Annotated in this window: 8 protein-coding genes and 1 pseudogene; all 9 read right to left on the minus strand. The window is 63.3% G+C overall.

The annotated features are described in order from the left end of the window. Window positions 1-50: 50 nt before the first annotated feature. The 9 genes and pseudogenes from M2650_RS03975 to M2650_RS04015 all read right to left on the minus strand — a co-directional run bounded on the left by M2650_RS03975 (window position 51) and on the right by M2650_RS04015 (window position 16,066). Window positions 51-3,179, minus strand: a complete 3,129-nt coding sequence (locus M2650_RS03975) for a discoidin domain-containing protein (RefSeq protein WP_425602528.1) — start codon at window positions 3,177-3,179, stop codon at window positions 51-53. Between the two features lie 122 nt (window positions 3,180-3,301). Beyond that, window positions 3,302-4,138: a carbohydrate ABC transporter permease gene (locus M2650_RS03980; protein WP_249471493.1), complete on the minus strand. Its 837-nt coding sequence runs from the start codon at window positions 4,136-4,138 to the stop codon at window positions 3,302-3,304. After that, window positions 4,135-5,016 (minus strand): carbohydrate ABC transporter permease, encoded by an 882-nt coding sequence (locus tag M2650_RS03985; protein ID WP_249471496.1) that lies wholly within the window; start codon window positions 5,014-5,016, stop codon window positions 4,135-4,137. The genes M2650_RS03980 and M2650_RS03985 overlap by 4 nt, the downstream gene beginning before the upstream one ends. Next, window positions 5,013-6,296: a sugar ABC transporter substrate-binding protein gene (locus M2650_RS03990; protein ID WP_486624465.1), complete on the minus strand. Its 1,284-nt coding sequence runs from the start codon at window positions 6,294-6,296 to the stop codon at window positions 5,013-5,015. The genes M2650_RS03985 and M2650_RS03990 overlap by 4 nt, the downstream gene beginning before the upstream one ends. A gap of 9 nt (window positions 6,297-6,305) precedes the next feature. Continuing rightward, entirely contained in the window at window positions 6,306-7,934 is a 1,629-nt protein-coding gene (locus tag M2650_RS03995; RefSeq protein WP_345779834.1) for a glucoamylase family protein, read from the minus strand. A 66-nt stretch (window positions 7,935-8,000) separates the two neighbouring features. Then, window positions 8,001-11,033, minus strand: a complete 3,033-nt coding sequence (locus M2650_RS04000) for a TonB-dependent receptor domain-containing protein (protein ID WP_249471502.1) — start codon at window positions 11,031-11,033, stop codon at window positions 8,001-8,003. Window positions 11,034-11,107: 74 nt separating this feature from the next. Next, window positions 11,108-12,130: a LacI family DNA-binding transcriptional regulator gene (locus M2650_RS04005; protein ID WP_249471505.1), complete on the minus strand. Its 1,023-nt coding sequence runs from the start codon at window positions 12,128-12,130 to the stop codon at window positions 11,108-11,110. Window positions 12,131-12,422: 292 nt separating this feature from the next. Beyond that, window positions 12,423-12,697, minus strand: a pseudogene (locus M2650_RS04010) (BolA family protein). A 348-nt stretch (window positions 12,698-13,045) separates the two neighbouring features. Further along, entirely contained in the window at window positions 13,046-16,066 is a 3,021-nt protein-coding gene (locus M2650_RS04015; protein ID WP_249471508.1) for an RHS repeat domain-containing protein, read from the minus strand. Window positions 16,067-16,080: the final 14 nt, after the last annotated feature.

Genomic DNA, 16,080 nt, shown 5'->3' on the forward strand with positions numbered 1-16,080 from the left:
TCCCGCAGACTGTCAGGAGGCGAACTTACACCCGATGCGGCATTAGGACATCAAGGCGCCGCGATTTCCACCTTCGCCGGCAGCGACGCGATCCGCAATTCGCCGTGGTGCCACTGCGCCGGCCTGCCATTGATCGTTGCGCTTCCCGGCGCGGTTTTGTAAGGCCAAGGCAGCACCAGGCCGCCTTTCGGCAACGCCGGCCCTTTCGGAATGTCGAGCCGCAGCGTGCCGCCTTCGCGACGCAGCGAATAGGCGAGCTTGCCGTTGGCGGTGCGCAGATCGCGGATCGCGACGCCCTCGCCGTCCAGCCACGCCGCCGGAATGCCCGCCGCCAGCACGATGCTGTCGTCGATCTCGCGAACGTAGGCGAACATGTCCAGCGCCGAGCGTACGAAATCCGACGCGACCCACGCATGCGGCAGGTCGCCGACGAAGAACGGCTTGCGCCGCTCGCGCGCGACTACTTCGGCCCACTGGTTCCAGGCTGCGGGTTCGCGATCGGCGAAGAAGAAATCGACCGCGCTCCAGGCGCGCTCGCGCCAGCCAAGGCGCACGAAAGCGGCGACGTTGCGCCATTCGTAGGGCGTGTAGGCTTCCCATTCGCGCTCGCCGTCGCGGCGCTGTTCGAATTCGCGCCAATAGCGCTCGAAGGTGTTGTCGAGCAGCCTCTTCGGCAATCTGCCTTGCTCGCCGCCGGGCGCCAGCGCGATCGTCGTTGAGGTCGCGTCGAAATCGCCCAGCTCGGCCGAGCCCGGCAGATAGTCGATCTTGTGGAAGGCCGCCGCGGCTTGCAGGGATGCGTACAGATCGTCGCGGAACTGGTCCCGCGCCGCCGCGAAGCGCTCCGCGTCTTGCGTCTTGCCCAGCCACTGCGCGACTTCGACCGCATCCTTGTAGCCGCGCAGCGCCCAGAAATTGTCCCAGTACGAATGCACCGGCTTGGCCGAATAGCCTTCGTGGCTGATCGACACGGGCATCATGCCGTAGAACGCCCGGTTCTTGGCCCGGTTCGCTTCGGTGCGCTCGCTCAGCCTGAGTTTTTCCATGTATTGGAAAGCGCCGAGCACATGCGGCCACATCTTCGCCAAGAACGCGCGGTCGCCGTCGTAGCGGTAGAGTTCGGCGATATTGAAGATCAGTTCGCCGTGGCTGTCGTTCTCGGGCACCGGATCGCTGCCGCGGCGGTCGACGCAACACGGCACCATGCCGTCCTTGAACTGGTACGGCGCGTACCAGGCCACGTAATCCTTCACCGCGTCTTCCCGGCCCATGCGCAGCAGGCCTTCGGAGATCATTGCGCCGTCGCGGATCCAGCTGCGCGCATACGAACGCGTACCCGGCTGCAGGCGCGGACCGATGCGCGAGACGAGCATGTGCGCGGTCGCGGTGCGCAAGGTGTCGACCAGTGCCTGGCCTTGCTTCGGCACTGAAATGTGCACGCGGTCGAGTTTGCCGCGCCAGTCCGCGGCGACCGCCTGTTGCAACCGTTCGGCATCCCACGGTTTTGCAGCGACCGTACCGGGGCCGTTCATCGGGATCATCAATGCCACTTCATGGGATTCGCCCGGCATCAGGCGCATGCGGTACAGCATCGCGCCGGACGCCAAACCGGTGGGATCGTCGACGCTGCGCGGCTCGGGCAAAGCGCCGGCGAACAGGTGCGATATCGCCATCCCTGCATCGAAAGTACTGGCGAAACTGGCGTCGGGTGCGTGATCGGCGAATACGCGCGCCTTATCGGCGATAGATGCGGTGCCGCCGTCGACCGATAGCCGGCCGATCGCGCTGACGCCGCCGACCGTACTCAAGAACTGCGTCGGCGGATTCACTTGGAAAGGCTGTACGGCGAGCGCCAGGACATAGTCGCGCGCAGCGTCGCTGGCGTTCGTCAGCCGATATCTGGCGACCAGTTGCGAACGCATGCGTTCGCCCTGCGCGAATGCGGTAACCCGCAGTCCGAACAAGTCGTGTTTCCATTCCACGCTGGGAATCGGCAGATAGCCGTCCTGCAGCGATTGCGAAAGACCGACATCGGCCCAGGTGGCGACTTCGCCATCGACCATCACGAAGGGCTCGATGCTGAAACCGCTCTTTGCGACCTCGATCGCGCCGTCTTCGCCGATCAACCCTTGCTCTTCGCCGCCGTCGATGCCGAGAATCGTCCAATACGGCTGCTCGCCGATGAACCCGCGCGGATACCAGCCGCGCGGCGAATCCTTGGCGACCGAACGGACGAAATCGTTGGGCGTCGCGGCGAATTCGAGCGGCTGCACCGTCGCTTCGGATAGGCCAAACGAGTTTTGCGGACCGTCGCCGGCTAATAGTTTGATGTAGCGCGCTTCCGATTCCGGCAGCGCCAGGTAATCCGTGCCGCCGTCGCCGCCGATCACAGTGCGGACATCTCGCCACTGCTTGCCGTCGTCGGACAGCTGCACTAGATAATCCGTCGCGTATTCCTTCGGCTGCCATTCGAGCACCAAGCCGCCGAATTCGCGCCGCTTACCGAGGTCGAGCGTCAGTTGCGGACTGGGCTCGGCGGCGAAATCGGCGTACCAGGCCGTACCCGGATCGCCGTCGGCCGCCCTGCCCGCCACGGCGCCGCCGTTGGCGGCAGTGGCCATCGCAGTCGTTTTCAACGGCGAACGGTCATCGGGCGGCAGCGGCGCGAAGGCGAGTTCGTCGAAGCAGACCGAGCCTTTGCCGCCCTCGTTGTTGTAGATCGTGTATTCGAGTTTCGCGCTGCGCCGCAGCGTGCGGTCCGGGTCGGGACCCCAGGCCTTGTCGATGTGGCGCTTCTTGTAGCGGACCTGCGCCCAATCGCGCGGATAGTCGTATTTGGGGCGGTTGACCCACCATACGTTGTCGCCGCTGGCGTCGATCAGCTTGAACTGCAGATCGTTCTTAGGCGAATCGCCGCGCAGTTGGAACGTGAACTGGTAATTCTGCGGATAGTCGATGGCGATGTCGCGCTGGATGCCGGCGTAGCCCGAGACGCCGCTGAAGTCGTAGTCCAGGCACAGGGCCTTGCCGTCGACGCCTTGTATCTGCCTCAACTTGCCGCTGACCTGGTTGGAGACGACGACTTTCCAATCGGATGGGTTCTCGAATGCATCAAGCAGGCGCGATGCTGGCTGGGCGTGGGTCGACGACGCGTAGAGCAATGCCAAGCAGAAGCAAATCCCTCCCAGCCCCCCTTTTTCAAAGGGGGGAACAGCCGATGGCGACGGAAACATGCTTCGCTTTTCTCCCCCCTTTGAAAAAGGGGGGCTGGGGGGGATTTGCTTTTGACTTTTCCTTGCCATCAACCTTTCACGCTCCCCAGCAACAAGCCCTGGATGTAGTACCGCTGCAACAACAGGAACAACAGCAGCACCGGCAACACCGTGATCACCGCCCCAGCCATCATCATCTCCACGTCCTGGATGTGCTCGCGCGACAGCGAGGCCAGCGCCACCGGCAGCGTGTAGTGCTCCTGGTCGGTCAGCACGATCAACGGCCACATGAAATCGTTCCAGGCCGCCATGAAGGTGAAGATCGACAACGTGACCAGCACCGGCTTGAGCATCGGCAGCACGATCTGGAAGAAGATGCGCAACTCGCTGGCGCCGTCGATCCGCGCGGCTTCCAGCAATTCGTCGGGAATGGAACGCGCGTACTGGCGCACCAGGAAGATGCCGAATACCGTCGCAAGCGCCGGCACGATCACGCCGCCGTAGTTGTTGACCAGGTGCAGCTGCTTCATCATCAGGAACAACGGCAGCATCGCCACCTGCGCCGGGATCACCAGCGCCGCCAGCAGCAGCTGGAAGATGCGCTCGCGCCCGGCGAAGCGCAGCTTGGCGAAGGCGTAGCCGGCCATCGTGTTGACCAGCAGCGACAGGCCGGTGATGGCCACCGATACCATCAGGCTGTTGGCGAAATTTCGCGCCATGCCGGTGCGCTCGAACAGCTGGTGGTAATTCACCAGCGTCGCCGACGATGGCAGCAGCGGCGGCGGGAAATGGCTGGCCTCGCCGATCGGCATGAACGATACCGACACCATCCAGGCCAGCGGCGCCAGGCTGACGACCGCCAGCAACGCCAGCGCGGCGTTCACCGCGAACGCGCCGAACCGCGACTCGCCCACCTGGCGGCTCATACCAGCTCCTTCTTGCGCCCGAAGCGCAGCAGCAGCGTGGTGACCGCCAGGATGATCAGGAACAGCAGGAACGCGACCGCCGAAGCGCGGCCCAGGTTCCACCAGCGGAAGCCTTCCTCGAACATGTAGTACAGCACGCTGACCGTGCTCTGCAGCGGATCGCCGCGGGTCATCACGTAAGGCTCGGCGAACAGCTGGAAATAGCCTGAAATGGTGATCACGCCCACCACCAGCAGCACCGGTCCCAGCATCGGCAGCGTGATGTGCAGGAACTGCCGCCATTTCGACGCGCCGTCTATCCGCGCCGCCTCGTAAAGATCCTGCGGAATCGACTGCAGTCCGGCGAGGAAGATCACCATGTTGTAGCCGAAGTTCTTCCACACCGCGAGCAGCATGATCGTCGGCATGGCCCAGGTCGGATCGCCGAGCCAGTCGATCGGCGCGATGCCGAAATGGCCCAACACCCAATTCACCAACCCGTAGCTGGTATGGAACAGATAACGCCAGATCACCGCCACCGCCACCAGCGTGGTCACCACCGGCGCGAACAGCGCCGTGCGGAACAGCGCCTTGAAGCGCGCGACCGGCGCATTGAGCAGCATCGCCGCGCCGAGCGACACTCCGATCGACAAGGGCACGCCGACCACGACGAAGTAAGTGGTGTTGCCGAGCGACTTCCAGAACATCGGCGTGCGCAGCAATTCCAGATAGTTGCCGGCGCCGACGAAGCGCAGATTGCCCATGTCCGCGAGCGCGTACAGATCGAAATCGGTCAGGCTCAATGCCAGCGCCGCCAGCACCGGCAAGCCGAAGAACACGCCGATCACGATCAGCGCGGGGGCTGCGAACATCCAACCGGCGAACGATGCCTTGGTCATTGCGCGCCTGCCGTGCCGCGATCGCGGTCGCGCATCCAGCGCCGCTTTTCCAGGATTTCGTCGACGCGCTTGTCCAGGTCGCGCAAGGCGTCGTCCTGGCTTTCGCCGCCGCGCACCACGCGCTCGCTGGCCAGGCGCATCTCCTGCACGATCCGTTCCCACTCCAGCACTTTGGGCGTGGGCTTGACCCGTTCGAGCTGGTCGCGGAACGCCTGCGCGTACGGATCGTCCTTGAGTTGCGGATATTCCCAGGTGCTGCGCCGCGGCGGCAGGTCGCCGATCGCGGCGTGGAAACGCTGCTGGACGGCGGGCCGCGACAGGAATTCGACCAGCTTCCACGAAGCGGCCTTGCGCGGCGAAGAACGGAACAGCACCAGGCTAGTGCCGCCGGCGATGCCGGCGCCGGGACCGTCGGGTCCGGGCAACGGCGCGGTGCCCCAAGCGTCTTCCAACCCTGCCGGCACGCGTTTCTTGAACTCGCGGATATTCCACGGGCCGGACACGTAGAAAGTGAAGAAGCCCTTGAAGAACTCGTCCCACACGTTCGAGATCTGCGTCTCGGACATCGGCGGCGCCCAGCCCTGCTCGAACATGTTGGCGTAGAACGCTAGCGAACGGCGGAAGCCGGGGCTTTCGAAGTTGCCGCGGCCGTCGTCGTCGCGCAACAGCGGATCGGGCTGTTGCAGGCCCAGCGAAAGCAACTGCTCGAACTCGTTGAGCGGCAGCATCGAAGCGTAGCGTTGCGGTCCGACCACGCGCTTCACCGCCGCCATCGCCCTATCCCATTCTTCCCAAGTGGCCGGCGGATGGTCGAAGCCGGCCTTGGCCAGAATGTCCTTGCGATAGAACACCAGGCGGGTATCGACATACCAGGGCACGCCGAGCAGCCGGCCATCGATCACGTTGGTATCCCAGATGCCCGGGAAATAATCCTGGGGATCGACGACCTTCGACGCGTCCACATACGGCTGCATCGGCTCGAGCGTGCCGAGCGCGGCGAACTCCGGTATCCAGGTGTTGCCGAGCTGGCAGATGTCCGGCAGGCCGTCGGCGGCGAAAGCGGTCAGAAGCTTTTCATGGGCAGCCGTCCAGGGGATCTGTTGCAGGTCGACCCGGATATCCGGGTTTTCGCGTTCGAAATCGTCGATCAGTTCGCCGACGACTTCGGCTTCGCGGCCCATCGCCCAGAAACGGATCGTGGTGACCTCGGGCTCGCGCGCGCAGCCGGCCAGCAGCCACGCGACCAGGGCGAGTATCAACAGAGGCTTGGCGATGCGCACCCGCCCAGTTTATTGCGGAGGCGCCGGGCGCGGCGCCTCCGGCGGCTGCGATTGCGCATTGGCAGCGCGCGATTCAGCTACGCCGACCGCCCGCGCCGCCGCGGCTTTGGGATCCGGCGGCGAAACCTGCGGGGCCTCGCCCTGCGGCGTCAGCCAACCACCCTGGAATCCGGCCAGTTCCAGGCCCCTGCGGACGTGCGGATTGCGCTTCATCACCTTCCAGACGAACTCGTTGCGATAGTTGGCGATCATCGCCAGGATCGGCCCCTGATCGATGCCGATGTAATCGCTCGCCACCCAGCCCTTGTCCTGCACCAGCCGCCCTGTCTTCAACGGAATGTCGTAATCGAAGCTGGGGTTGAACGAGTCGAGGAAACCGTAGCTGGAATACAGGTACTCGCCGTAGCGCTCGTGCAACGCCTGCGTCGCCGGGATCACGATCTCCGGTGCGAATGGCAACGATGCCACCACGGCGGTCGGAGCGAGCGTGCCGTCGTCGAAATCGTCCCGCAGCCCGGCGCCGCGCGCGCTGTAGTGGCGGAACTCGCGTTGTTGGCCCTGATAATACTGGGTGGTGCGCTGCGGCCCGTCGCTCGCGGTCAGGCCCCAAACGTTCTCGCCGTATTCCTTCCACTTCATGGGGTTCTCGATCGCGTACGCGCGCTGCGCGTAGGTCGCGCGCCGGCTATTCTCGAAATAATCAATGCCGCGATTGCGCATGTAATCGTCGCGGATGCCGCGGAAGTCGATCCAGACATGAGCGTAGTGGTGCCAGAACTGCGGCGCGCCGCTAAGGTATTCCTGTCCCTCGAAAACACCCCAGCTCAGGTCGTAGGTCCGCGTCCATACCGACCACGCATCCGGGCCGACCGGGTGCGTCGGCGAGGCCATCGCCAGGATGTACAGCATCATCGCTTCGTTGTAGCCGCTCCAGTCGTGCTGGATGAAGCCGCTCTCCGGATACCAGCCCATCGAGATCAGCGGTTTGCGCTGCTGCAACCAGGCCCAGTCGACGCGCCGGTACAACTCCTCCGCCAGGTCGCGGATCTCCTTCTCGCGCGGGTCGTCGCGATCGTAATAGCTTTGCGCGAACAGCACACCGCTCATCAACAGCGCCGTGTCGATGCTGGATAGCTCGACCCATGGCTCGTAGCGATGGCCGCTCTGCATGTCGAGGAAGTGGTAATAGAACCCGTGATGACCGGTCTTTCCGGTGCGCTGCGGGCCTTGCGGCGCGTCGCGGAAGAATTTCAGCGTGACCAGGGTGCGGTCGACCGCCTGCCTGCGGCTGATCCAGCCGTTCTCGATGCCGATCGGGTACGCGGTCAGCGCGAAGCCCACCGAGGCGATGCTGGCGAACGGCCGCGACGGAAAACGGTCGGGCGTGAGCCCGTTCAATTCGTTGGTGGTGTCCCAGAAGAACTGGAAAGTCTTGCGCTCGATGTCGCGGAACAGCGGCGGCAGCTCCGGCGGGCCGGGCCTCACCGGCGCCGGCGCCGGCGTTTGCGCGATCGGGCCGGGCTTGGGCGCGGCGATATCGGGTTTCCGCTCGGGTTCATCCTGTCCGCAACCGGTCAGCGCGCAGGCTCCGAATGCCAGCATGGAAACGAAGAAGAGTTGGAGCGGACGTACGCGCATGTAGCCAGGAACCTTTCATAGCGTTGGGGAGCAGCGGGCCGGCGCGGGGGCCGGCCCGCGTTGGTTTTACCAGCTGAAGCCGGCGGATAGCTTGAACGTTCTCGTCGGCAGGATGATTCCATCGGTTTCAATACCGAACTTTTCGTTCAGCCCACTCGGCTCAGACAAGCGTCCAGTGAAAAGGTCATAGCTGTTGTAGTTCCTTTCGTCGAAGACGTTCAACAGGTCCGCCCTGATCCTGAATCTGACATCGTCCTGAATGATGAAGTTCTTCTGCACCGCCAGATCCAATTGCTGGAAATTGGAGTCGGGCTCGAACTGGGCGACGACCGATTGCGTGCTTCGGCCAGGCGGCGAGTTCGTATCGTCGACGTAGTAGTAAGGCGTCGAGGTCGATATCGTGTATTTGCCGGAGAACGTCAGGCCCCAAGGGCCGTCGTAGATGCCCGACAGCACCAATCGATGCTCTGGTATGCCTGCCGCCTGGAACCAACCGTAACCTTCCAGCGTCGGGTAATCGAGCGAGAACGTCTCGTTGAACTGGCGATTCTCCTTCGCGTCGGTATACGTATAGGCGGCGGTGAAGCTCCACGGCGATTGCTGCGTGTAGGGCTTATCGATCTGCAGCGCCAAGGCGTTCGCCTTGGTTTCGATCCCGTTGACGCCCAGCAGCACCGACTGGAAGCCGGGTAGTCCGAAGCCGAACGGCGACTCGCGTATCGCGCCCGGCTCGAAGAACGAACCGTCCGGACGGCGATTGCCGAGCAGGAAGGCGAATCCGTCGTGGCTCTCGATACGCGATAGCGTGACCGTGGTGTTGAAGTCGGTACCGCCCCATGCGACGGCGTTGCGCATGCCGATGCTGAACTGGTCCGAGTACGGCGTCTTCAGGTCGTTGCTGAGCATGAACACTTCGCGTCCGGCGTTGGGACTAGCGGCCGCGATCGCATCCAACGTCGCGCGATTGAAGAAACTAGGATCGAAGTCGAAGCAATTGTCGACGCCGACCGTGCACGGATGGTCGGGCGTGTTGAACTTGAGCGAGTAGACCGGGAATGTGCCCTTGGTCGCCTCGAGCTGCAGATTGTTGAAGATATTGCGGTCGTAGGAACGGCCTGCGCCGCCGAATATCACGTGCCGCTCGTCGCCTTTCAGGTCATACGAAAACCCGAGCCGCGGCTGGAAACCGTCTTTGAAGTTCTTGCGATTGCTGCCGTTGCTGATGAACTTGTTGATGTCGATGCCGCCCAAGGCCAACGTCTGCGCATAAGTCTGGTTCGGATCGGACGCGCGCGGATCGGGACCGTTGAACGCAGCGAGCACGTCGGCCGGCGTGCGGTAGTTCAGGTAGATGGGGCTTTCTTCCCAATCCCAGCGGATGCCCAAGTTCAAGGTCAGCTTGTCGTTGACTTCCCAATCGTCTTGGATATAGATGCCGAACTGCTTATTGCGCGATTCGACGCTGCCGTTGCCGATGCCAGGCAGCGCGCTGGCGTAGCGCACCAGGTACGGTTGCGTGGTGCTTTCGTCGATGTCGTAGAAATACTGGGGATTCCTGAAGAACTGCTCGACCGCGTTGACGTCGATCACCTTGTATTTGAAGCCGGCCTTCACCGTGTGGAAGCCGTGCCATTCCAGATCGAGGAAGGTCAGGTCGTCCTGGAGCGAATACCCTTTCTGCCCTTTCTGCTGTCCGTTCTCGCCGGGGCCGGCGGCCAGCACGCGTCGACCGCCGTTCTCGTCGTTGTCGTCGCGGGTGAGTATGTAGCCGTTGCCCGTTTCGACCGGGCCGGGCTCGTAATTGGAATCCTCGAAAGTGACGTGCATATCGTTGATCCATCGGTCCGCGCTGTATTGCCAGCGCAGGTCCACCCTCAGATCGTCGTTGTCCTTGGCCGTAGCGAACGGGAGCGCGTTGACTCCTCCGATGCCCGTGATCTCGGTCTCGTCGCGATACTTCGCCGTAAGCTCCAGCAAATGGCTCTGGCCGATCGACCAATCGATCTTGCCGAAGAACAGGTCCTCCTGGAACGGCGCCACGGTCGGCCCCAACAGGCCGCGGAACTGCTCCGGAATGTCGGAAGGCGCAGCGCCTTCGCCTTGCGTGACCGTGAATGGCGTCGCATAGGTCTTGGCTTCGTACGCGAGGAAGAAATGCATCTGGTCCTTGATGATCGGACCGGAGAAAGTGATGCCGTACTGCTCTTCCTTCGAGCGCGCCTTGATGCCCGCCTTTTCCTCCGCCGGGGTCGGCTTGCGCCAGTCGGAGGACGTACGATCCCAGAATACGTCGCCTTCGAACTCATTGGTGCCCGAGCGGGTCACCGCGGTGATGGCCGCGCTGCTCAGCTGATCGAATTCGGCTTTGTAGTTGGACGTGATGACCTTGTATTCGCCGATCGCGGATTGCGGGAACGGATTGCCGCGGGTGTCGTCCTGCCCGCTGACGCCGCCGGGCAAGACGTAATTCTTCTGGCCGACGCCATCGATGAACACATTCACGCCGTTGGCCGTCTGCGCACCGCTGCGCACCGTGGCCGACCCGTTTCCGGACACTACGAACTGGACGCCGGGCACGGTGTCCGCGAACGCAAGGAAGTTGCGCGTTCCTTGCGGCAGCGATTCGATTTGCTTGGTCGAGATGTAGGTCGATACTTCCGAAGTCTTGGTTTCCACCAGTGGCGCGGCAATGACTGTCACGGTATCGAGTGTCGTCGCTTCCCCGGTCGTGGCCGTCTCGGGCAGACCGCCGACGCTCATGTTCAACGTCGCCGTTTGGCCCACCTGCAGGGTGACCGTCTTGGAGGTGGTCTTGCCGTCGGCGGTCACATCCACTTTATAGCTGCCAGGCGGCAGGCCGGCCAAACTATAGTTGCCGCCGCCCAAGGTCTGTACCGTCCGGGTCAGGCCCGTACGAGTGTTGGTTGCCGTTACCGATGCACCCGAAGCTGGGGCCGAATCGGCGGTCACTTGCCCGCGCAAAGTAGCGCCGGTGGATTGCGCCAACGCACCGCCAGCGACCATCGCCAGGCAACTCGCCAGCGCACAACTCAATATTCTGCGATTCAAATGCGTCTTCTTCGCTTGCAGCTGTTTCATGACCAGACCCCTCCCAGGGCGATGCATCGGTTGTAATCGGTTACATCGAAAGACAAAAAAACGTTCGCTCGCAATCAGGAACTGCCGGCCGGTTTTTCGATGCGGCCCGCGGTGGACTCGCGCACGATCAGCTCCGGTTGCAACGACACCGAAGCGGGTGGAGAGGCATCCGTGCCGATGGCGTCGGACAAGGCGCTCATGGCCTGCCCGCCCAATCTGGCGATGTTGACGCGCACCGTCGTCAGCGACGGTTGCACGTAACGCGACAAGGGAATGTCGTCGAAACCGGCCAGCGCGACCTGCTCGGGCACGCGAACGCCGGCCTGGTGGAAGGCGGACAGGCAGCCCAGCGCCATCATGTCGTTGGCGGCGAATACGGCGTCCGGACGCGGTTCCGACGACGCCAGCTGCACGCCCGCCGCATGGCCGGAGGCTTCGTTGAAATCGCCCGGCAGTATCCACGGCTGCGCGCCGGGCACACGTTCGGCCAGCGCATCGGCATAGCCGCGCTGGCGTTCGCGCGCATCGAAGTTGTCCTGCGGACCGGCGATGAAGGCGATGCGCTTGCGGCCGCTGTCGGCCAGGTGCTTGACCATCGCCACCGCGCCGCCGTAATTGTCGACGCTGAGCGAGGCGAGCCCGCTGTCGGGCAGGTGCGTATTCATCAGCACGGCCGGCTGGGTCGGCGACAGATTGTCGGTCAGGTGCCCGGTGTCGCCGATGTAGGGCGACATCAGCAACAGGCCGTCGACGCGCCCGCGCATGGCGCGCAGGGCGGCGCCCTGTTCTTCCGGGTTGCCGTGGTAGCTGGACACCAGCAGGTGGAAGCCGCGCTCGCGCGCGACCTGGTCGACGCCGCGCATCAGTTCGGAGAAGAATTCGCCGTAGAGGTCGGGCAGCACCACACCGATGGTGTGGGTGCGGCGGCTGCTGAGGCTGCGCGCAGCGGCATGCGGGCTGTAACGCAACTCGCTGGCGACGCGGATCACGCGAAGACGGACGGCTTCGGCCACGTTGTGGTGGCCGTTGAGGGCTCGCGAAACCGTGGCGACGGACACGTTCGCCGCTCGCGCTACGTCCTTGATCGTCACGTTCACGCGTTTATGCGCCTCCGCCGGCGGGGGTGTGCCGGGAATGTAAACGTTTACAACGCGCGATGTAAAGCAAACGTTATGCTGCAAGTGCAGCATCGGCATGGCGACAAGGGGACTCGCTTCAGACAGGCCATGACGGTTGCTGCATCGCAACAAGACACGATGCGACACCACCTGCTTTTCGTAGGAGCGGCTTCAGCCGCGAGCTCTTTCGATCCGGTCGCGGCGTGCTGGAAAGAGCTCGCGGCTGAAGCCGCTCCTACGAAAAGCGAATCGTAGTCAGGGAAGTTCGTCGTTACGAAGCAGCCTCTTCGGGCGTGCGGGCGCGCATGGATAAGGCGTGGATGTCGGTAACCATCAAATCGCCCAACGCCGCATAGACCGCGCGAGCCAGCGGCGCCAGGCCTGCGAACGCCTCGCTGACGATCTCGACATGGAAATGCCCTCGCCCGTCCTGAGCGCTGGCATGCTTGGCATGGCGATGGCTGTCGTCGCGGATCTCCACAGCACCGGCGCCAGCGAAGCCTGCAGTGCGGCGCGGATCGCCTCCGCGCGTTGCTCGCGCGGCAGGCTCACGGCAAGTCAACCATGCGGCTCTCTCCGGCTGGGCACATCGCAGCCAAAGCCTACCATTTCAGAGTCTACACCGGCCCGAACGGACGCACGTCGCTGTGTATAGCCTTGGCGCATCAATGCCGTTCCTAATCTACGCCTCAAACTTAACCCTCAATCGGTTTAGCTCCGATGTAATTCGCGCAAGAGAGGCATGATCAACCGTCAGCGCTACAGGCTCGTTTGAGACTATCTTATCAACCGCGCTCTTCGCCTCGTTCAGTGAATAACCGAACTCATCCCGAAGGAGTTTATTCATGGCCACTTTATCAAAACCAGGCTCCCATCCACTGATCTTGATTGTTTTCATTGGTCCACCTTTACCTTGATTTCAATAGGAACTTTGCCTGGATTCGCGCCGGTAGTTCTGACGCCTCCTTTAATAATGACCGATTCTGCACCTTGTTGCTGGCCTAAGGCACGGGCCAACTGCTTGAGCTCTTTTAATGAGCTAGTGCCTTTGCCTTGCCCACTTATGTGAGCGCCGTTCAATATCAGCTGTCCACCTTTTTTAACCATTTCTGCAATTACAGTTATGTTGCCCTTGGCACCCTTTCCCAGGATTTCAACAGTGTCACCAGCCTGTTCAACAATCCTCACGGTATAGGCGCTTTTCACGGCAGCCGCCATGGCCGCAGTAGCAGTCCCCGTCACACCAGCTGCCTCAGCTGCGACGCTGGTTCCTGTAGAAACAGCGCCAAAGTTGGAGCCTGCCCAAGTTAAGAGCTGCCTGCTTGCAGCGGGTGAAACGAATGCAAGCGCCGTCGCGGCTAATCCGGCCATCGCAACCGCCTGCTTCCGCTCAATCTCTGCAGTAATTGGCGTTAGACCGCAACCCACGCCTGTCGAGAAACATGCGCTTTCACGACCATCAGGATCGGTAAATCGGTAAGGGTTGTTATTTGCATACCAATACCGATTGAAGTTGCCGCCCACGCTCGTGGCGGTGACAGGGTCGACAGACAAGAACCGCCCACCCCCGATCTTAGGATCGTAATAGCGCTGTTGCATGTAACTAAGCCCGGTGGCGGCATCGCTCACGTGCCCGGTGTAGCCCGGCCCGTCCTCCAGCGGTCGGTTCAGCAGGCCGCCGTAAGGTTCGTACTCACTCTTCTCGATCACGACGCGATTGGCATCGGTCACCGCCACCGGGCTGCCCAGCGCATCGGTGTGCTGGTACCGGGTCGTGTACACCCCGGTGCCCACATCGCGCTCGCGGATCGCCAGCAGGCTGCCGTTGAGGTGCACGTACTCGCTGACCGTGTTGGCCCGGCCGTCGCCGGCCAGGGTCAGCTGGCCGGCCTGGTTGTACTGGCTGACCTTGTCCCCGGCCGAGGTCTGGTCCAGCACCCGGCGGCCGTGGCCGTCGTAGAGGTAACGCGAGGCCAAGGCGCTGCTGCTGCGCAGGCGGTTGCCCAGGTCGAACGTATAGGTGACGCCGTTCTTGTTGATCAGGTTGCCCTGCACGTCGTAGCCCAGCCCGATCACGCTGGTGCCGGCGCAGCTGCCGGTCTTCAGGTTGGTCAGGCGCCAGGCCGCGTCGTAGCAGTAATAGTGGTCGCGCGCCGCGGTGCCGCCGATCGCGACCCGGGTCAGGTTGTCCAGCGCGTCGTAGCTGTAGCTGGCGTTGCCGAACATCGGCGAGACCGCGGTCTTGAGCCGGTCCAGGCCGTCGTAGGTCATGTCCCGGTCGCTGCGCGCACCGGTGCGGCCGTCCAGGATGGCCAGCACGTTGCCGTTCTGGTCGTAACCGTAGACATCGCGCAAGGCGGCTGCGCCGGTGCAAGTGCCGTAAAAATCGCAACTGATTTCGGGCAGGCCGCGCGCGTTCTGGCTCAGCGTATGCGTCATGCCGTTGCCGTAGGTGAACTGGGCCATCGCCCCGTTGGGATGGTAGGTCACACCGCTGGCATAGGCGCCGGCTTTGGTCGGCTGACCCAGGGCATTGGGCGCGTAGTCGACCAGCAGGCCATGCCAATTTTGCGAAGCCAGGTGGCCATAGGTGTTGTAGTCGTAGACGATCGGCCAGTTGACCGCACCCCACACCAGACTCTCGCTGCTCATCAAGCGACGCTTGTTGTAGGCGTAGTTATTGGTGACCACATCGCCGCCGCCGTTGTCGGTGACGATGCTCTGGGCCAGGCCGTCGGGCGTGTAGGTCCAGGTCTGGTTGCCCAGCCCGCCATAGAAGGCCAGCGTCTTGAGCCGGTTGCGGGTGTCGTAAGTGCGGTCGACCCGGCGCACCGCGACCGCGGGAGTGGTGCCGTTGGGCTCGCAGGGCGTGGCTCCGGGCAAACCGGCGGCGGACCATTTCAGGTTGCCGGCCAGGTCGTAGCCCAGCAGGGTGGCGCCGGTTTCCGGTTCGACTGTGCGGCACAGTTCCTGGTGGGCGTTGTACGCGTAGCTGCGGGTCAGCGAGACCGTGCCGGCATCGTTGCGGCGGGTCAGCGTCTTGGGTTTGCCGAACACGTCGCGGTCGATCACCGTGCGGGTGGCTTCGGGGTGCCAGATTTCTGCGGGCGTATCGTAATTGGGCTGGTCGTAGGCCTGGAACCAGGTGCGGGTCTGGAAGCCGCGCGGGTTGGTGAGCACCGTGTACGGGCCGTCCACATTGCTCAGGTAGGCGGTGTTCGCGGTCAGCGGGCCCGACTCGCTGTCCTGGGTGACTGCGGTGACGCGGCCCAAGGCGTCGTAGACGGTGTCCGTGCCCAACGCGTTGGGCGCGACGGCCGGGTTGGCCCAGGTATTGAAGACGGCCGGATCCTGGCTGCGCTGCGGATAGGACGCAAATACGGGCCTGCCGTCCGCGTCGTAACGGGTCACGCTCTGGCTGAGCGTGCCGGCGGTGTTGGCGGTGTCGTAGGTGACCACCACCACCGGCCGCCACAACGCATCGAAGTAAGTGACCTTGCGCGCGTTGCCGGTGGCGACGGTCTGTTCCCAATGGCCCGCCGGCAGGCCGTAGACCGCGCTGCCGTTCTTGGCGAAGGTGATCGTGGTGTTGACCCAGTTGGGCGTGTCGCCATCGGGATAGTCGATCAGGTTCAACCGGCCCATGGCGTCGTAGCCGTAGGCAGTGGTGTAGCCGTTCTCGTCGGTGATCGATGTGATCTGGCCCAGGTCGCCGATCGTCGCCGATTTGAACTTGGCGTCGGCGAAGGTGATTTTTTTCGGGATGCCACGCATCCAATCGGTGAAGGTGGTGACGTTGCTGTTGCCGTCAGTGACGGTTTTAAGGGTGCCGCGTTGGCCGGTCGCGACGGCGGAGGCGGTGTCGTAGGTCAGGGTTTGCTGCAGCTTGCCGAAGGCGTAGGTCTTCCATGGCATGGCGTTGGCGTCGT

Source organism: Luteimonas galliterrae (assembly GCF_023374055.1).
In the GTDB taxonomy this organism is placed as follows: domain Bacteria; phylum Pseudomonadota; class Gammaproteobacteria; order Xanthomonadales; family Xanthomonadaceae; genus Luteimonas_C; species Luteimonas_C galliterrae.